We start from the raw sequence: 16,391 nt of genomic DNA, 5'->3' as shown, positions 1-16,391 counted from the left end.
CGCACATGGGGTGGAACCCTCAACGTTCCCCATGTGAGATTTTGAATGGCCCAAACAGATATTCTCCGCTTCTTCAGCGCCTGGCTGCGCGCACCTTTGCGTGTCGCGTCGGTGACACCGTCCAGCAACCATCTGTCGGCTTTGATGACAGAACATATATCGCCGTCTCATGGTCCTGTTCTTGAACTTGGCCCCGGGACAGGTGTGTTCACATCGGCCCTGCTGAAACGCGGGATTGCGCAGCGCGACATCACGCTGATTGAGTATGGCGCAGAGTTCGTACCCCTTCTCAAGTTAAGGTTCCCCGACACCAAACTCTACCAGATGGATGCGCGGCATATCGGGGAGCGCGGTCTCTTAGAAGACGCGGTTTTCGGCAATGTCATCAGCGGGTTGCCGCTTCTGTCGATGAAACCCGCCGTCGTGCTGGCGATCCTTGCAGGATGTTTTTCCCGGTTGCGCCGGGACGGCGGATTTTACCAGTTCACCTACGGCCCCAAATGCCCGGTATCACCGCTGCTTCTGCGCAAGCTCGATCTCAAGGCGGAGAAGACCGGCTGGACATTTCGCAATTTTCCGCCGGCTTCGGTCTACCGCATCACCCGCCATCAGGTTCCCACAATCGGAAATGCGCGCTGATGGATTCTCCGCTTTACGCATCGCTGCTGGACATGGGATTGCTTGGCATTGTTGTCCTTGCCTTCGCGGAAAAGCTGATCCCGGTTCTTCCGTCTTATCTCATGCTGGTGTTTCTCGGTGCAACTTATGTGTCGGATGTCCCGGATCTGATTGTTCTCGTGCTCGCCACGGTGTGCGGGTCTACGCTGGGTGCCCTGTTCTGGTATGGCGTTGGCCGGTTGGCAGGAAAGGAACGCACGGATGCGCTTGTCGCCCGTTTCGGCCGTTATATTTTCCTGCCGGTCACCCGGTACCGCGCCATGGCCAATGCCTACGAGACAAACCAGTTCTGGGTTACGCTCGTCGCCCAGACCATTCCGACCATCCGGATATTCCTGGCAATGCCAGCCGGTGTCTTGCGATTGAAACTGCAAGGCTTTCTGCCGGCAACCATTCTTGGCATCTTTGTCTGGAATACGCCTTTGGTCGGTCTCGGCTTCCTGTTGCGTCAGTCGGAACGTGATCCGCTGCAGATGGGAGTAACTGTTGTTGGCGCTATTCTTCTGGGCGAACTGGCCGTTGGATTGATCTTTCGCCGCGTGCGTGGATGAGTGGCTCCTTCCGCATGCAAGGGCATGGCGATAAAGTCGGGTGAATCTGGGGCGGAGTGGTGGATGCGCATTTTGTTGGTTGAGGACGAACCGCAGCTGGTCGCGGCGCTGAGAGCGGCGTTCGCGCGCCACAATCTGGTTATGGACCATGTTGGCAGTCTCTTTGATGCCGAGCTTATTCTCAATGACGGAGTCTACGACGCGCTGCTGCTCGATCGCCAACTTCCGGATGGTGATGGGTTGAGCCTCATTCCAAAGTTGCGCAGCAATGGCCTTACCCTGCCGATTATTGTGCTGACGGCGAAGGGACGGGTACCAGAGCGTATCAGCGGCCTTGAGACCGGTGCGGACGATTATATGGCCAAGCCATTCGATTTCGATGAGCTTCTGGCCCGGTTGCGGGCGGTTCTGCGCCGTCCGGGGCTGGCGCAGTCGCAAATCATCACCGTCGGGCGATTGAGCTTCGACATGGCCTATCGCGATGTTCTGGTCGGCAATTGCCGGCTCGAGATGCCGCGGCGTGAAATGCTGGTGCTTGAAAGCCTGGTGCGCCGCGTCGGCCGCATGGTTCCGCGGCCCGCGCTGATGGAAGCTGTCTTCGGCTTTGACGATGAGATTCAGTCGAATGCCCTCGATTCCCACGTCTCAAGACTTCGCCGCAAACTGGCCGATGCGAAGGCGGGGGTTGTGATCAATGTCATTCGCGGCGTGGGTTATCTCCTGCGGGAAGAATCATGACTGAGCAGCCCCCGCAATCCCTCAGGCGGCGATTGTTCTGGCGGCTGCTGGCGGTTCAGTCCGTTGTGCTTATCCTCGTCATCGCAGTGCTTTTCGGTTCCGGGCAGTTGTTCGACTTCCGCTCGACGGAAAATACCGTTGAAATTCTCGAAGCGGGCATTGGAAGAGACCCGCAGGGCGGTTTGATACTGAAGGATACGGATGCAATAAGGGCGCTGCGAAAAGATGTACCGGACCTATGGTATACCATTCGGGATGGACAGGGGCGCCAGCTGACGGAAGGCGATATCCCGGAGGAATATGCCGGCATAGGAAATGCCCTTGACCGGATTGGTCAGGCGCGTTTCGGATGGAACATTGGTGACCGGGAAAGGCCCACGGCCAGAATGCGCTGGGTCGAAACCGAAGCTGGCCGCGTGCAGATACTGACGGGATCGTCGGCGCTTGCGCCATTCTTCCTGGTGTTTCTGGGAATTTCCCTGATTCTGCTGAAACTTGTCGTTCCGATACTCGGCATCATTGCGCTCGGCGCCTTCGTGGCAACGCCCCTTGTCGTGCGGCGATCGCTGCGGGGATTGGAACAGGCTGCCGCGCAAGCGGATTCAATCGACATTGAAAAACGCGGGGTTCGATTGACGTCGGCCGGCATGCCCTCGGAGGTCACGCCCTTCGTGCGCGCCGTCAATGGAGCGCTGGGCCGTCTGGACGAAGGCTATGACCGTCAGGAACGTTTTCTCGCCGATGCGGCCCACGAACTGCGCACGCCCATAGCGATCCTGAAGACAAGGGTCGCTTCGCTGCCGCAGGGCATGACCAAAGCGCTTTTGACGGAGGATACGGCAAGGCTGGCGGTTCTGGCGGAACAAATGCTTGACCTGCAGCGATTGAAGCAGGACGCGCGCCATTTCATCGATGTTGATCTCATCCAGCTCGCGCAGCGTGTCGTTCTCGATATGGGTCCGTTGGCATTCACCGCGGGGTATGAAGTCCGTTTCGAAACAGCTGCCGCCAACGCGGTCGTGACGGGCGATCCCGTTGCCTTGGAAAGAGTGGTGACCAATCTCGTGCAGAATGCCATCGATCACGGCGGCCGCGCAGGTACCATTTCGGTGATTGTCGGACGGAACTGGATTGAAGTTGCCGATGAAGGGCAGGGCGTCCCCGCGGAGCTGCGGGAGCGGGTTTTCGAGCCGTTTTTCAAGCGGCATCACGGCACGAAAGGCTCCGGGCTTGGCCTCAAGCTGGTCCAGGAGATCATTAACCTGCATGGCGGAACGATCGCCGTGGTGCCGAGATCGCTGGGCGCCTGCTTTCGCGTCGAATTTATCCCGTCCATGCCGGAGTCCGGCCAGCCAGCAAAATGACTGGCGCGAGACTGCGCTTTTCCCGCATCTTTCCACAATAGATTGCGTGCAGGAGCGCAACCGTAATTTCGTTGCAATGAAAGGCGATTATCAGAGCAATTCAAGCACAATACAATGCGGAGAACGGAATTACGCATGGACGGTACAACCGAGCCACTATTCATGGCACTTCTGCCGCTCATCGTCGGTGTGGCTGCTGTCCTCATTGGCATTGCAGCCATGGCGGGCAGTTGCCGGTTTAATGTGAGCACGGAGCGTTCGGCCCTCATCGCTCTTCTGGCATTGTTCGTTCTGTTTGCTGTTTTCTATTCATTGGTCGGCCCACAGATGTCAGTCGTTGTGGTGCTTGGCGTGGTGGGGCTGGGTTTTGTGGCGGCGCTGGTCATCAAACGCGTCTGCGGCGAATCCAAGAGGCACATGACCGAAGGGATATGACGTCTCGCCTGTGATGCGGCATTCCTGGCCGGACCGTATCCCGGCTTCGTTCGTACCGGCCTGAACAGGTCAATCCTGTGCTACAATAAATAATTCCGCGCAGCGGGAATAAAACCGCATGGGCTGCGTATACACCATATGAAACCGCCGAAACCACGTTTTGATGTTGTCGGGCAGCTTGGCTCTCTTCGCCGTTACGCCCGATCGCTGACCCGGAACGATGCCGACGCCGAGGACCTTGTCCAGGATACGCTTCTGCGCGCCTATGAACGGCGCAGCGGGTTTCGCCATGGCAACACGCTTCGGGGCTGGCTGCTGTCGATCCTCCACAACCGGTTCATCGACGTCAAGCGGTCGAGCGCCGTGGAGACCCGGACGCTGGAAGCCGCCTATTCCCTTGCCGATACGGCCATTGACGCCCCACAGGAACATTCCGTCCGGCTTGGCCAGGTGAGGGACGCATTCTTCGCTCTTCCCGAAGAGCAGAGGTCGGCGCTTCATCTGGTTGCGATCGAAGGCCTCTCCTATGAAGAAGCGGCGAGCACATTGAACATCCCGGTCGGTACCCTGATGTCGCGGATCAGCCGGGCCCGTACGGCCCTTCGTTCCCACGAAAGCGACCGGCAATCGGGGAAGGCTGGTCATTTGAAGATTGTAGGAGGTCGCGATGACCGAAACGATTGATCCCGTCGTCGAAGCGGATCTCGACGCCTATATAGATGACCAGCTCGACGCTCTTCGCCGGATTGAGGTTGCGCGCCACCTGTCGCAGCATCCGGAACAGGCGGCCCGCGTCATGTCCGATCTGCAGTCGCGCGACGAGCTTCGTCTTGCGTTGGCGCAGGGGCATACGGCGGGTTCTCCCCAAACCTCCGAACTCGCGCACCGGCTTGAACGAGGTCTCGCACGCGACCGGCTGTTTGGCAGTTTGCAGCGCATCGCGGCGGTCGGAGTGCTGTTGGCCCTGGGCTGGATGGCCCATGCGGGCTTCGGCCCTTTGACGGTCTCCAAAGTTGTGGCTGCAACGCCGCCGCCAGCCTATGTTTCCGATGCCATCATGGCACACAAGACCTCATCGCTTCGTGCCGAAATGGTATCGCAGCCGGAAACCCGCAGCTACGACCCTGCGGAGATACGCGCATCCACCGGAATTGTCATTCCGGCAATGCCCGAGAAGTGGACGGTGCGTGACGTTCAACTGTTTCCGTCCAATTTTGGACCGAGTGTTGAAATGGAAGTCGGGTCCGACAGCCTTGGGCCGGTTTCACTCTTTGCTGTGCGTCCCGGCACCTTCGATGTTGTCAAACCGCGCGCTGTCCGCGTGAACGGCACGTCCGCTGCCTATTTTCAAATTGGCGATGTTGCCTATGCGCTCGTTTCGGATGCTGCGACGGCAGATCTGGAAAAGGCTGCGGCGGGCCTTGCCAAAACCCTTTACTGATCCAACGAACCGAAAGGAACCGAGTTTATGAACACACCTCTCCGCTATGGGATGGACACGGCACGCAGCCAGTCATCCGCGGTCTTTGACGAAGGCCTGCGCCAGCATATGCTGCGCATCTACAACTACATGGGCCTTGGTCTGGTTGTGACCGGTCTTGTAGCCTTTGTCGTCGCGTCTACCCCGGCTCTCTACGTGCCGATCTTTTCGACGCCATTGAAATGGGTCGTGATGCTGGCGCCGCTGGCCTTCGTCATGTTTTTCTCGTTCAAGATGCAGTCCATGTCCGCATCCTCGGCACAGGCCATGTTCTGGGCCTTCTGCGCGGTCATGGGCCTGTCCCTGGCGTCCGTATTCCTTGTTTTCACCGGAACCAGCATCGCCCGCACATTCTTCATCGCGGCTACGATGTTTGGCGCAACCAGCCTGTACGGATACACGACGAAGCGCGATCTTTCGCAGTTCAGCTCCTTCCTGATGATGGGCCTGATCGGCGTGGTCATCGCGAGCCTGGTCAACCTTTTCCTCGGCTCGTCGATGCTGCAGTTCATCGTATCGGTGGCCGGCGTTCTCGTGTTCATCGGGCTGACCGCTTGGGACACCCAGTCGATCAAGGAACAGTATGCCGAGAGCTATGATTCGGAATCGCAGCAGAAGCTGGCGGTCTTCGGCGCTTTCTCGCTTTACCTGAATTTCGTCAACATCTTCCAGCTGCTGCTCAGCCTGACGGGTCAGCGCCAGGAATAGCCGAACCGGAACGAACCGCCGGCAATGCATTCGAACCCGTGCTGAAGAACGCAGCACGGGTTTTTAATGTCAGCCTTCCCTGGCAGCGATCAGATGGGGCTCAGAAGATCGGCATCGGTGGGTGTCAGAACAACGGCTTCACAACCAGCTCCAGTCCCAGCAGCAGCAGACAGACCAGGAACCAGCGGCGGAAGGTTGCAGGGCTGATGGCGTTGCGTACCTTCTGACCGCACCACATGCCGAGCAGCGCGGGTGCCAATGCAAGGGCTGACGTGCTCATGCTGTCGAACTGCAACGCGCCTCCTGACGACAGTCCGATTGCGAGTGCGACGGTCGATACGGTGAAGGACAGGCCAAGCGCCTGGATCAAATCGTCCTTGGTTAGACCCAGCGCCTGCAGGTAGGGAACGGCCGGTATGACGAAAACGCCCGTAGCGCCGGTTATAACGCCCGTGACGATGCCAATAAGGGGTGACAGAAAGGGCTCCAGGCTGCGCGGAACCGACAGCTGGCGCGCTGCGAGACTGAAACCTGCATAAAGCATCAAGGCAGCGCCGAGACCCATCGTGGTCCATCCGGCCGTGTCATTGGCCATAAGCCAGGCGCCTGCAATGGTTCCCAGGAGGATGGTCAGCATCATGGCCCATAGCCGCAATGCAAGGGCCGCAAAGCTTGGCCCGGACAGCAATTGCAGGACATTGGTGACGAAAGAGGGGACGAGCAGCAACGCCGCCGCACCTGCCGGAGGCATGATGGTGCCGAGAATACCCATGGCGACGGTCGGCAGCCCCATTCCGGTTACACCCTTGACCATACCGGCAAGGAAGAACGTCAGGGCAATCATGAGAAGGGAAGCAGCGGATAGGTCAAGCATGCTCCAGCATTGCGCGGGATGGTATTGTTCACAATGCGGAAGAACCGAACTCTGCCTAAGGCTATGCCGAAGGCAGATTGAGTGCTACACCCCTATGCATGCGTTTCGACCTGACTGATCTGCGTCTCTTTCTTCTGGTTGTGGAAGCCGGAAGCATCACCCATGGTGCCACGCAGGCCAACATGACGTTGCCATCGGCCAGTGCCCGCCTGCGCGGTATGGAGGATGTCATTGGTCTCCCGCTGCTCGAACGCGGCAGGCGCGGCGTCGCAACCACACCGGCTGGCGATGCGGTTGCACATCATGCCCGTATTGTCCTGCGGCAGATCGAGCAGATGCGCGGGGAGCTGGGCGAATTCTCAAAGGGTCTGAAAAGTCATATTCGCCTGATGGCGAATACTGCGGCCATGACGGAATTCCTGCCGGAAAGGCTTGCGGCCTTTCTCGCCGTCCGTCCGAATGTCGATATCGATTTGAAGGAGCGCCTCAGCACCGAGATCGTCAAAGCGGTGGCAGGCGGTTCCGCCGATATCGGTGTGATCACGGATGCCGTGGATCACGGCAATCTGGAATTGCGGCCCTTCGCCATTGACCGCCTGGTCCTTGTTGTTGCCCGCTCAAGCCCATGGGCCGGCCACCGCCATATTGCATTCGCCGATGTCGCCGGGCAGGAATTTGTCGGATTGAGCGCCGGCAGTCCGCTGCAGGATTATCTCGGTGATCACGCGGCACGCGCGGGCCATGCTCTTGCGTTCCGTATCCGCCTGCGGACCTTTGAAGGCATTTGCCGTATGGTTGCCCAGAATGTCGGGCTGGGGATTGTCCCGGAGACTGCAGCGAAGAGATACCGCCGGTCGATGCCCATTCATTCGGTTCGTCTGACCGATAGCTGGGCCACGCGGCATCTGGCCATCTGTGCACGCAGGTTTGAGGATTTGCATCCTCATGCGCGCGAACTGGTTGAGCAATTGGCGATGCCCGCGCCGGCGCACGGTTCCGGTCGGGTGTAAAAGCCAATCGCTGGACCTTGAATTTGCGCGGATCAAATTTATGATCGGCTATGCCTTCAGATCAAGCGGCCCCACCCATATCTGTAAACGACGCGGATGCTCCCTCGGGTCAGCACGATGCGCGCGCGCTGTTGAAGGCCGATATCGTCGTGATCGGTGCCGGGCAGGCAGGTCTTTCCTCGGCTTACCACCTGCAACAGCTCGGCCTGACATCCTGGAAGAACTATCTGGTTCTAGACAAGTCGCCAGGCGCTGGTGGTGCCTGGCAGTACCGCTGGCCATCCCTGACTTTGACGACGGTCAATCGTGTGCACGACCTGCCTGGCCTGCGGTTTACCGAGGCGGTTGATGCCGGTGACGAAGTCAAGGCATCGGTAGCGGTGCCGCAATACTACGCCGCCTATGAACGCAAGTTCCAATTGCCGGTCTATCGGCCGCAGACGGTCAAGGTTGTGTGCGAGCGCAACGGGCGCTTTCGTATCGAGACCGAAGAGGGTGGTTTTTCCGCGCGCGGCATCATCAATGCGACGGGAACTTGGGAAACGCCCTATATTCCGGCCTATCCGGGGGCGGAAAGTTTTGAGGGGCGGCAGCTTCATACCCATGACTACAAGACAGCCGATGCGTTTACCGGAAAGCATGTTGTTGTTGTGGGTGGCGGCATTTCCGCACTGCAGTTGCTGGACGAAATTTCCCAGGTCACGTCGACAACCTGGGTGACGCGCCAGGAACCGCAGTTTCGCGATACACCGTTTACGCCGGAAGACGGGCGGGCGGCGGTGGCGATTGTGGAAGACCGGGTGCGGCGCGGGCTGGTGCCGGGGTCGGTGGTCTCAGTCACCGGGATTCCATGGACGCCGGCACTGCGCGCAGCGCAGGCGCGTGGGGTGCTCAAACGGCTGCCCATGTTTGCCGGGATTACCCGTAATGGCATACGCTGGTCCGATGGCCGGGAACAGCGCGCCGACGTCATCTTGTGGTGCACGGGGTTCCGCAGTTCGCTTGATCATCTTGCCCCGCTCCAGATCCGAGAGGAGAATGGCGGCATTGTCATGTCGGGCAGGCTGGCGACACAGGTTGCCAAGGACCCGCGCATTCATCTGGTCGGTTATGGTCCTTCGGCGTCCACCATTGGTGCAAATCGCGCTGGCGGTGCCGCGGCGCGCGAACTCACGGATTATCTCGGATTGCAGAAAGAGTAAGCTAAGCTATCTGGAATTGGCTGACCTGATGCTGCATCCCTCAAGGAACAACGCCGCTGCCATGGCCACGCGTTCTTCGATCTCCCGGTCCTCGGGAACGCTGGCCAACCCCAGTGTCGCGATGCGGAAGGGTTCTGCGGTCACCATGCCGAGCAGCATCGTTGCCGCAATCTTTGAATCATCGAGCTTGATCAGCCCGCGCTTTTCCTGCTGTTCCAAAAACCGGGCAACCATGGCCGAGCTTCGCGACGGGCCTTCCCGGTAGAAGGCTCTGGCCACTTCCGGAAAGTTCAGGGCTTCGGCCGTCACCAGACGATAGAATGCGACGGTCTGGTCGGACAGGACGAGGTGCGCAAATTCGCTCAGGATATGTTCGAGCGCGTGTTTCAATCCCAAATGGTCCAGCGATTCCGGATGAATCGTCTGCAGGAAAGCGTCGACCCTGCTGGCAATCTGCTCGCCGCGTTCTGCCACGATGGCCGCGAGCAGTTCGGATTTCGTTGTCCAGAAACGGTAAATGGTCCGTTTCGCAACGCCCGCCTCCCGGGCAACCGTCTCCATCCGGGTCGCGGTGTAGCCGTTTTCCAGCAGCACCTGGGTGGCGGTCTGCAGGATCAGGTGTTTCGTCTCCGCGTCAGACCGGTTTTGCGGCCGTCCGCGCGGACGTTTGATCTCTGGTGTGTTTTCGTCCTGATTGTCCCGCTCGATCTCGATTGTATCCGTTGGTTTTGTCACCAGTCTTCTGCTTTCGGTCTTCAAAAATAGTTGCTTGAGCATTTTCTGTCTTGCAAACCGAATTGTCCAGACATAATTAGGGAACTGCTGGGTTCCTTATTTATCCCCGACCCGAGTTCTCCCAATGAACCGTGCCGATCTAGTTCCTCAACTAAGGGCATTCGCCATGACCAAAAACACGCAACCCCTCGATCTCAAGGTTGAAAAGACACTCAGTGCCGACGAAGCCATGCCGGCACCGCACGAAGGCAAGACAGAGCAGCCGCATAAGCCGCAGCCGCGCAATGTTCGAAAATTGCTGCTGATTGGCGCGGCCGTGATCGTTGTCGGGCTGGGCGCAAAGGTCGGCTGGCACTATTGGACCGTCGGACGGTTCCAGGAATCAACCGATGATGCCTATGTGAAGGCCGATTCCACGATCGTTGCCCCGAAGGTGTCAGGCTATGTGCGCGAAGTGCTTGTGGCTGACAATCAACCCGTCCGTGCCAACCAGCCCCTCGCCAAGATCGATGATCGGGATTACCTCGTTGCGCTTGAGCAGGCGAAGGCTGACGTTGCCGCGGCACAGGCCGACATTGAGAACATCGTGGCGAGCCTTGACCAGCAGCAGGCAGCGATCGCCCAGGCGCAGTCGACCGTATCGGTCGATCAGGCCAGCCTGAAATTTGCCCAGCAGGACAATGACCGTTATGGCGCCCTCGCAACACAAGGGGCAGGAAGCGTGCAGAACGCCCAGCAGGCCGTTTCCAAGCTGGATATCGCCAAAGCGACACTCCAGCGTGATGAAGGCGCCGTTGTTTCGGCGCAGAAACAGATGGGCGTGCTGCAAGCACAATTGGCCAAGATGAACGCCGCCCTTGCACGCGACAAGGCTGTTCAGGATCAGGCCGAACTCAATCTGGGTTACACGACGATCGTCTCGCCCGTGGATGGCGTGGTCGGTAACCGCACCCTGCGCGTCGGCCAGTATGTCCAGTCCGGAACCCAGCTGATGGCGGTCGTTCCGGTCGACAATGTCTACGTTATCGCCAACTTCAAGGAAACCCAGCTCACGGATGTGAAAAAAGGCCAGCCCGTCGATATCGCGGTCGACACCTTCCCGGGCGTGGCCCTGAAAGGGCGCGTCGACAGCATTGCGCCGGCCAGCGGCCAGGAATTTGCCTTGCTGCCGCCCGACAATGCAACGGGCAATTTCACCAAGATTGTGCAGCGTATCCCGGTGAAGGTGGTTCTCGACAATGACAGCAAGCTCGCGGGCCTGTTGCGTCCCGGCATGTCGGTAACCCCGACCATCAATCTCAAGGATTCGGACAGCGCGGCCAGTTGCGGCGAAACCGCCTGCTTCAAGGCCGCCAACTAACAAATCCAGACAGGACGACGAAAATGTCCGCTGCTGCTACACCTGTTGCCGATCAGGAACGCCCCGCAAGCCTCAAGACGTGGATTACCGTCTTTGCCGGCCTGATCGGCGCTTTCATGGCCGTGCTGAATATCCAGATCACCAATGCCTCGCTCCTCAATATCGAGGGCGGTATCGGCACTGGCGTCGACAATGGCGCGTGGATTTCGACGGCCTATCTCATCGGCGAAATCATCGTCATTCCTTTGACCGACTATCTCAGCCGGGTGTTCTCCTTCCGGCGTTTCCTGCTGGTCAATGCGCTGCTGTTCCTGGCGTTCTCGGTGGCCTGCGCCTTTGCGCGCAATCTCGAAGAGATGATCATTCTGCGGGCCATTCAGGGTTTTACCGGCGGCGTGCTCATTCCGATGGCGTTCACGCTGATCCTGACCAAGCTGCCACGGTCACAGCATTCCGTCGGTATGGCTCTTTTTGCAATCACCGCGACGTTTGCACCGGCGATCGGTCCGACCATCGGCGGGTACCTCACCGAGAATTACGGCTGGCAGTACATATTCTTTATCAATCTCGTTCCCGGTGCCTTCATGGTCACCGCGCTCTATCTCAATCTTGAGCGCCAGCCGATGAATCTTGGCCTCTTGAAGGAAGGCGACTGGTTCGGCATTCTGGCCATGGCCATCGGCCTCGGTGCGCTTCAGACCGTACTTGAGGAGGGCAACAAGAACGATTGGCTGGGTTCGCCCTTCATCGTCCGTCTGACGATCATTGCCGTGGTGTTTCTGGCGCTGTTTGTCTGGATCGAACTGACGGTGAAAAACCCGGCCGTCAATCTGCGCCTGTTGAAACGGCGCAATTTCGGCCTCGGCACCGTTGCCAACATGCTTGTCGGTTTCGGCCTCTACGGGTCGGTGTATCTGCTGCCGCAATATCTTGGCCAGGTCCAGGGCTACAATTCTGAACAGATTGGCTCGGTCATGGCCTGGACAGGCTTGCCGCAGCTTTTGATCATTCCGTTCGTTCCGATGCTGATGGGCCGGTTCGATACGCGCATCATCGTCTTTCTCGGCCTGTGCGTGTTCGGTGGCAGCTGCTTCATGAATATTCACATGTCGGCCAATTATTCCGGCGATCAGCTCTGGCTGCCCAACATCGTCCGCGCCATCGGGCAGGCGGTGGTGATGGCACCGCTGACGGCCATTGCCATGGTCGGCGTTGCCCGCCACGAATCCGCTGCGGCGTCCGGTGTCTTCAACATGCTGCGAAATCTCGGCGGTGCATTCGGCACGGCGATGCTGGCTACGATTGTCACCAAACGGGAACAGTTTCATTCCAACACCATCGGCAACTCGGTCAATCTGTTCAGCGAAACGGTTCGCGGCAGACTTGATCAGATGACGGCCTATTTCATGGCACATGGCGTGACAGACCCGGTTGCCGCGCGTGAACAGGCGATCGTTGCGCTCGGCCAGACGGTCAAACGGCAATCGCTGATCATGGGCTACAGCGACACGTTCGTTGTGCTGGGCGCAATGCTGATCATTGCCGCTTTTTTCGTGCTTCTGACCAAGAAAGGCCAGGCGAGCGGCGCTCCGGCCCATTGAATGTGTCATGGGCTGACAGCAGCGTTCTGCCGGTGCAAGAAACGGGTTGAATTCAGAGGCCGCCGGCATGATGTTCGTGACATGTGAAAGATGGAGGCCATGTCATGGGTCAGACAGTGCACAATTATCATGTCTTTGAAACCGCAGGCGGTTTTTGCGGAATTGCCTGGAATATGCGAGGTGTTACGCGATTCCAGCTTCCGACAAAGAGCGCTGAAGGAACGGAGCGGCTCTTGCTCCGGCGCCTGCCAGTCGCCGAACCCGCAACGCCCACTCCGGCAATTGCCGAAGCGGTTGCGGCGGTCAAACGCTATTTCAAAGGCGAAGAGACCGATTTTTCCGGAATCGTGCTGGACCTTGATGGGCAGGATGAGTTCTTCAAACGCATATATGACGCTGTCCGGCGGGTTGGATGGGGCCATACGGTCACCTATGGCGGACTGGCAAAGGAGCTTGGCGCCGGGCCGGAAGCGGCGCGCGACGTGGGGCAGGCGATGGCGAAGAATCCGGTTGCCCTGATCATTCCCTGTCACCGGGTGCTGGCAGCGGGCGGCAAGGTTGGCGGTTTCTCGGCGCCGGGCGGCTCAACCTCTAAAATCCGCATGCTGGAACTTGAAGGCGTGCATGTCGGCGCGCCTGAACCTGCCCAGCAAACACTGGGCTTTTAGCCCAACGCGACCTGAGCAGACCCTGTTGCGCGGATTCACGATCGTGTGATCCGCGCCATTCCTCCTGTGAAATGGCCAAAAAGCCTTTGAAAAAGGTGAGTTGGCTTCTCAATTATTGCTGCGGCACCTAGAAACTCCGCCTGGATCGTATAATCTGGTGCGCGAACGTCCGGCCGCGCGCCCCGATGATGATGGCGGGCGGACTTTCGGTAAGACCAATGAATGATTGGGATGATCGTGACTGACAGAACCTTGAAAGACTCAGCTTCGGGACAATTGCAAACTGGAAATGCGGATCAAACCTTCGAGACGGCCGGCATCGCACCAATGGATCGCCCGAGCCGGATCACGCGCTTTTTCATGAGCATTGTCTCATGGGCCGAAGGGCTCAATCTCAAATATGCCAAATTCGGCAATCCTCCCGTCTACGACAATGCAACTTTTCCCTGGTCGAGCGAGATCGAGAAGGCCTGGCCGGAAATCCGTACGGAACTCGACCGTGTTCTTCTCCGGCAGAGTGAACTGCCGGCGTTCCAGGAGATTTCCACGGACGTTAAAACCATCTCGACCGACAAGAACTGGAAGACCTTCTTCCTGATCGGCTTCGGGGTGAAATCGGAACAGAATATTCAGGCCTGTCCGAAGACATGGGCGGCCGTGCAGAAGATTCCCAATCTGAAGACGGCCATGTTCTCGATTTTCGAGCCCGGCAAGCATTTGCCGCCGCATCGCGGCCCCTATAATGGCGTGCTGCGTCTGCATGTCGGCATGATTGTTCCCGAACAGTCAGACAGGCTGGCCATTCGCGTCAAAGACCAGATTTGCCATTGGCATGAAGGCAAGGCGCTGATTTTCGACGATGCCTACGAGCATGAGGCCTGGAATCATACGGACAAGACACGCGTCGTTCTCTTTGTCGACTTCGTGAAACCCACGCGGTTTCCCGCCAACTTCGTCAACTGGATGTTGATGAACCTGGCAGTGTTTACGCCGTTCATCCGGGAAGGGCTCGATAATCACAAGGAATGGGAAAAGCGCTTTTATGCGGAAGCGGAAAAGCTGCGAAACCAGCCCGGCCGATAGCTAAAGAGCAGCGCCGGGTCAATTCACCCGGCGTTTTTCCAGTTTGCGGGCGAGGGTGCGGCGGTGCATGCCAAGCCGCCGGGCTGCTTCGGAAATGTTGAAGTCTGTTTCCACCAGCATCTGGTGAATGCGTTCCCATTCCAGCGTTTTGATCGATGTCGGGCGTGCGGTCAGATCGATCTCCGTATTGCCTGCAGCCTTGCTGAAAGCCGCTTCAATATCATCTGAGTTGGAGGGCTTGGCGAGGTAGTGACAGGCGCCGAGCTTGATCGCTTCCACGGCGGTGGCGATGCTGGCAAATCCGGTCAGCACAACGATCAGCATCTCCGAATTATGGGCATGCAGCGCCTCGACGCAGGTAAGGCCTGATGCGCCGGAAAGTTTCAGATCAACAATGGCGTAGTGGGGTGACTGGGTTTGCAGGATGTCCCGCAGTTCTTCCAGTCCGCTTGCCAGCACCACACGGTATTCGCGCCGTTCAAAAGAGCGTTTCAGCGTCCGGGCAAACGCCGTATCGTCCTCGACGATAACCAGCAGCCGATCATGTGTCATGTTCGCGCACTCCGATAGCCAGCGAGGCAAGTGGCAGTTCCAGTGTCACGGACGCGCCGCCCTGCGGCAGGTTGCGGGCATGCACGGCGCCGCCAAGCTTGCGCACGGCATTGACGACCAGAAACAGTCCAAGACCACCGCCGAGACGACCCTTGCTTGACTGATAGGGCTTGCCGAACTTTGCCAGTATGTCCGGCTGGAAGCCAGGCCCGGCATCGTTGACACGCAGTACCAGCATATCACCCTCGCGTTCCGCCAGAAATCCGACCCATCCCGGCGATGCATCGAACGCATTGTCGAGAACGTTGAAGATAACCTGTTTGAGCGCTGAGTCGGAAACAATCGTGAGATTGAGCCCGAAGGCATTTCCGTAGGAAAGCGTCGTGGCGGACCGCGCTGCCCGCCATTCGGCAACCAGTTCATCCAGGAAAGCATTGACGGTGGTCACCGTGGGTGCTTCGCCGCGCGCCTCGCCTGCCGCCAGCAGAATGCCCGTGACGATGGCCTTGCAGCGCTGCACTTCGGCCTGCATTTCATCGATTTCCTGAACGAGATCGGGATCGGCGGCAAGAGCCGGAACCCGGCGCCAATCTCCGAGGATGACCGACAGGGACGAAAGAGGCGTGCCCAGCTCGTGTGCTGCACCGGAGGCAAGCAGGCCCATGCGGACGATATGGTCTTCTTCCGCCGCATGCTGTTTCAGGGCGGCAAGGTTCGCGTCGCGTTCGCGCAGGTTGCGGTTGATGCGGGCAACAAAGACAACGAGCAAGGCGGCATCGAGCACGAAACAGATGAGCATGCCGATGATGTGAAGGCGGAAAAGTTCGTCAGGGCCCTGACCGGGCAGAATGATTGGCTCGTAGAACACCGTCAGGCCGGCAAAACTTATGCCGGCGATAGCGACGATTGCCGAGGTCAAGCGTGCGTCAAGCAAGACGGCGCTGAGTGTGACTTGCAGCAAATACAGAAAGATAAACGGGTTGGTCGCGCCACCGCTCAAATAGAGCTGTGCCGTCAGTGCCGCGACGTCGAAAACAAGGACAATGAACAGGGAAGCCTGTGTGGTGATCTGGTCGTTGCGAAGCCAGACGATGCTGGCGAGGTTCAGCCCGATGAGGCCCGCGAGAACCAGGAACATTGGCAGCAATGGCAATTCAAGATTGAGCCATTCATGCACAACGGCGATTGTCACGACCTGCCCGATGACAGCGATCCAGCGCAACTGGATCAGCAGGTTCATGTTCTTCCAGTTGGCGGTATAGTCAGCCGGAGGCGTTACGGGACCTTGCCAGGCGCCCGCGCCGTTCTCGGTTTGGGAGTCTGGCTTCAGGTCTACGCGTTCAATTTGGGTA

The 16,391-nt window shown here is 58.6% G+C and carries 18 protein-coding genes; 14 read left to right on the top strand and 4 right to left on the bottom strand.

The genetic code is table 11. From position 1 onward, the window contains the following. Nucleotides 1–45: 45 nt before the first annotated feature. The 8 genes from ACTJJ7_RS05905 (at nt 46) to ACTJJ7_RS05870 (ending at nt 5,954) form a co-directional block, all read left to right on the top strand. Nucleotides 46–639 (top strand): class I SAM-dependent methyltransferase, encoded by a 594-nt coding sequence (locus ACTJJ7_RS05905; protein WP_440965955.1) that lies wholly within the window; start codon nt 46–48, stop codon nt 637–639. Beyond that, the gene (locus ACTJJ7_RS05900; RefSeq protein WP_440965953.1) at nt 639–1,229 is read left to right on the top strand and encodes a DedA family protein; all 591 of its coding nucleotides are present in this window, start codon (nt 639–641) and stop codon (nt 1,227–1,229) included. The genes ACTJJ7_RS05905 and ACTJJ7_RS05900 overlap by 1 nt, the downstream gene beginning before the upstream one ends. A 63-nt stretch (nt 1,230–1,292) precedes the next feature. Then, nucleotides 1,293–1,967 (top strand): response regulator transcription factor, encoded by a 675-nt coding sequence (locus ACTJJ7_RS05895; protein WP_130272385.1) that lies wholly within the window; start codon nt 1,293–1,295, stop codon nt 1,965–1,967. After that, nucleotides 1,964–3,331, top strand: a complete 1,368-nt coding sequence (locus ACTJJ7_RS05890; RefSeq protein WP_440965951.1) for a sensor histidine kinase — start codon at nt 1,964–1,966, stop codon at nt 3,329–3,331. Before ACTJJ7_RS05895 ends, ACTJJ7_RS05890 begins: the two co-directional genes overlap by 4 nt. 135 nt (nt 3,332–3,466) lie before the next feature. Continuing rightward, nucleotides 3,467–3,766, top strand: coding sequence for a hypothetical protein (locus ACTJJ7_RS05885; RefSeq protein ID WP_440965949.1), 300 nt, complete (start codon nt 3,467–3,469; stop codon nt 3,764–3,766). Nucleotides 3,767–3,904: 138 nt separating this feature from the next. Continuing rightward, nucleotides 3,905–4,450: a sigma-70 family RNA polymerase sigma factor gene (locus ACTJJ7_RS05880; RefSeq protein ID WP_440965948.1), complete on the top strand. Its 546-nt coding sequence runs from the start codon at nt 3,905–3,907 to the stop codon at nt 4,448–4,450. Beyond that, entirely contained in the window at nt 4,434–5,207 is a 774-nt protein-coding gene (locus ACTJJ7_RS05875) for an anti-sigma factor family protein (protein WP_105734958.1), read from the top strand. Before ACTJJ7_RS05880 ends, ACTJJ7_RS05875 begins: the two co-directional genes overlap by 17 nt. A gap of 27 nt (nt 5,208–5,234) precedes the next feature. After that, a complete protein-coding gene (locus ACTJJ7_RS05870) occupies nt 5,235–5,954 on the top strand; it encodes a Bax inhibitor-1/YccA family protein (protein ID WP_440965946.1) in 720 nt (239 codons plus the stop codon). A gap of 124 nt (nt 5,955–6,078) precedes the next feature. Here ACTJJ7_RS05870 and ACTJJ7_RS05865 read toward each other — a convergent pair whose 3' ends face one another. Continuing rightward, nucleotides 6,079–6,828 (bottom strand): sulfite exporter TauE/SafE family protein, encoded by a 750-nt coding sequence (locus ACTJJ7_RS05865; RefSeq protein WP_440965945.1) that lies wholly within the window; start codon nt 6,826–6,828, stop codon nt 6,079–6,081. A gap of 77 nt (nt 6,829–6,905) precedes the next feature. Here ACTJJ7_RS05865 and ACTJJ7_RS05860 point away from each other — a divergent pair, with 77 nt between their 5' ends. Next, entirely contained in the window at nt 6,906–7,838 is a 933-nt protein-coding gene (locus tag ACTJJ7_RS05860; RefSeq protein WP_440965943.1) for a LysR family transcriptional regulator, read from the top strand. A gap of 50 nt (nt 7,839–7,888) precedes the next feature. Further along, entirely contained in the window at nt 7,889–9,040 is a 1,152-nt protein-coding gene (locus ACTJJ7_RS05855) for an NAD(P)-binding domain-containing protein (RefSeq protein ID WP_105734962.1), read from the top strand. 6 nt (nt 9,041–9,046) lie between these two features. Here ACTJJ7_RS05855 and ACTJJ7_RS05850 read toward each other — a convergent pair whose 3' ends face one another. Then, complete coding sequence (locus ACTJJ7_RS05850) at nt 9,047–9,775, bottom strand: TetR/AcrR family transcriptional regulator (RefSeq protein WP_158531271.1); 729 nt, start codon at nt 9,773–9,775, stop codon at nt 9,047–9,049. 166 nt (nt 9,776–9,941) lie between these two features. Here ACTJJ7_RS05850 and ACTJJ7_RS05845 point away from each other — a divergent pair, with 166 nt between their 5' ends. The 4 genes from ACTJJ7_RS05845 (at nt 9,942) to ACTJJ7_RS05830 (ending at nt 14,487) form a co-directional block, all read left to right on the top strand. Next, complete coding sequence (locus ACTJJ7_RS05845; RefSeq protein ID WP_440965941.1) at nt 9,942–11,135, top strand: HlyD family secretion protein; 1,194 nt, start codon at nt 9,942–9,944, stop codon at nt 11,133–11,135. A 23-nt stretch (nt 11,136–11,158) separates the two neighbouring features. Continuing rightward, the gene (locus ACTJJ7_RS05840) at nt 11,159–12,736 is read left to right on the top strand and encodes a DHA2 family efflux MFS transporter permease subunit (RefSeq protein WP_105734965.1); all 1,578 of its coding nucleotides are present in this window, start codon (nt 11,159–11,161) and stop codon (nt 12,734–12,736) included. A gap of 104 nt (nt 12,737–12,840) precedes the next feature. Next, a complete protein-coding gene (locus ACTJJ7_RS05835; protein ID WP_440965939.1) occupies nt 12,841–13,404 on the top strand; it encodes a methylated-DNA--[protein]-cysteine S-methyltransferase in 564 nt (187 codons plus the stop codon). Nucleotides 13,405–13,635: 231 nt separating this feature from the next. Further along, nucleotides 13,636–14,487: an aspartyl/asparaginyl beta-hydroxylase domain-containing protein gene (locus ACTJJ7_RS05830; protein ID WP_105734967.1), complete on the top strand. Its 852-nt coding sequence runs from the start codon at nt 13,636–13,638 to the stop codon at nt 14,485–14,487. 18 nt (nt 14,488–14,505) lie between these two features. Here the strand turns inward: ACTJJ7_RS05830 and ACTJJ7_RS05825 are convergent, their stop codons facing one another. Together ACTJJ7_RS05825 and ACTJJ7_RS05820 are read right to left on the bottom strand one after the other, a co-directional pair. After that, nucleotides 14,506–15,039: a response regulator transcription factor gene (locus ACTJJ7_RS05825; RefSeq protein WP_105734968.1), complete on the bottom strand. Its 534-nt coding sequence runs from the start codon at nt 15,037–15,039 to the stop codon at nt 14,506–14,508. Beyond that, nucleotides 15,029–16,369, bottom strand: coding sequence for an ATP-binding protein (locus ACTJJ7_RS05820; RefSeq protein ID WP_440966275.1), 1,341 nt, complete (start codon nt 16,367–16,369; stop codon nt 15,029–15,031). Before ACTJJ7_RS05820 ends, ACTJJ7_RS05825 begins: the two co-directional genes overlap by 11 nt. Between the last annotated feature and the right edge of the window lie 22 nt (nt 16,370–16,391).

The sequence above is a fragment of the Phyllobacterium sp. 22229 genome (assembly GCF_052056495.1).
GTDB lineage: Bacteria > Pseudomonadota > Alphaproteobacteria > Rhizobiales > Rhizobiaceae > Phyllobacterium > Phyllobacterium myrsinacearum.
Note: the sequence above shows the minus strand (reverse complement) of the source record. Positions and strands in the feature narration are given on the sequence as shown.

What these genes read in the sequence shown, in the direction of transcription:
- ACTJJ7_RS05905 (WP_440965955.1), top strand. Translation starts at nt 46, where the DNA reads ATGGCCCAAACAGATATTCTCCGCTTCTTCAGCGCCTGGCTGCGCGCA.
- ACTJJ7_RS05900 (WP_440965953.1), top strand. Translation starts at nt 639, where the DNA reads ATGGATTCTCCGCTTTACGCATCGCTGCTGGACATGGGATTGCTTGGC.
- ACTJJ7_RS05895 (WP_130272385.1), top strand. Translation starts at nt 1,293, where the DNA reads ATGCGCATTTTGTTGGTTGAGGACGAACCGCAGCTGGTCGCGGCGCTG.
- ACTJJ7_RS05890 (WP_440965951.1), top strand. Translation starts at nt 1,964, where the DNA reads ATGACTGAGCAGCCCCCGCAATCCCTCAGGCGGCGATTGTTCTGGCGG.
- ACTJJ7_RS05885 (WP_440965949.1), top strand. Translation starts at nt 3,467, where the DNA reads ATGGACGGTACAACCGAGCCACTATTCATGGCACTTCTGCCGCTCATC.
- ACTJJ7_RS05880 (WP_440965948.1), top strand. Translation starts at nt 3,905, where the DNA reads ATGAAACCGCCGAAACCACGTTTTGATGTTGTCGGGCAGCTTGGCTCT.
- ACTJJ7_RS05875 (WP_105734958.1), top strand. Translation starts at nt 4,434, where the DNA reads ATGACCGAAACGATTGATCCCGTCGTCGAAGCGGATCTCGACGCCTAT.
- ACTJJ7_RS05870 (WP_440965946.1), top strand. Translation starts at nt 5,235, where the DNA reads ATGAACACACCTCTCCGCTATGGGATGGACACGGCACGCAGCCAGTCA.
- ACTJJ7_RS05865 (WP_440965945.1), bottom strand. Translation starts at nt 6,828, where the DNA reads ATGCTTGACCTATCCGCTGCTTCCCTTCTCATGATTGCCCTGACGTTC.
- ACTJJ7_RS05855 (WP_105734962.1), top strand. Translation starts at nt 7,889, where the DNA reads ATGCCTTCAGATCAAGCGGCCCCACCCATATCTGTAAACGACGCGGAT.
- ACTJJ7_RS05845 (WP_440965941.1), top strand. Translation starts at nt 9,942, where the DNA reads ATGACCAAAAACACGCAACCCCTCGATCTCAAGGTTGAAAAGACACTC.
- ACTJJ7_RS05840 (WP_105734965.1), top strand. Translation starts at nt 11,159, where the DNA reads ATGTCCGCTGCTGCTACACCTGTTGCCGATCAGGAACGCCCCGCAAGC.
- ACTJJ7_RS05835 (WP_440965939.1), top strand. Translation starts at nt 12,841, where the DNA reads ATGGGTCAGACAGTGCACAATTATCATGTCTTTGAAACCGCAGGCGGT.
- ACTJJ7_RS05830 (WP_105734967.1), top strand. Translation starts at nt 13,636, where the DNA reads ATGATCGTGACTGACAGAACCTTGAAAGACTCAGCTTCGGGACAATTG.
- ACTJJ7_RS05825 (WP_105734968.1), bottom strand. Translation starts at nt 15,039, where the DNA reads ATGACACATGATCGGCTGCTGGTTATCGTCGAGGACGATACGGCGTTT.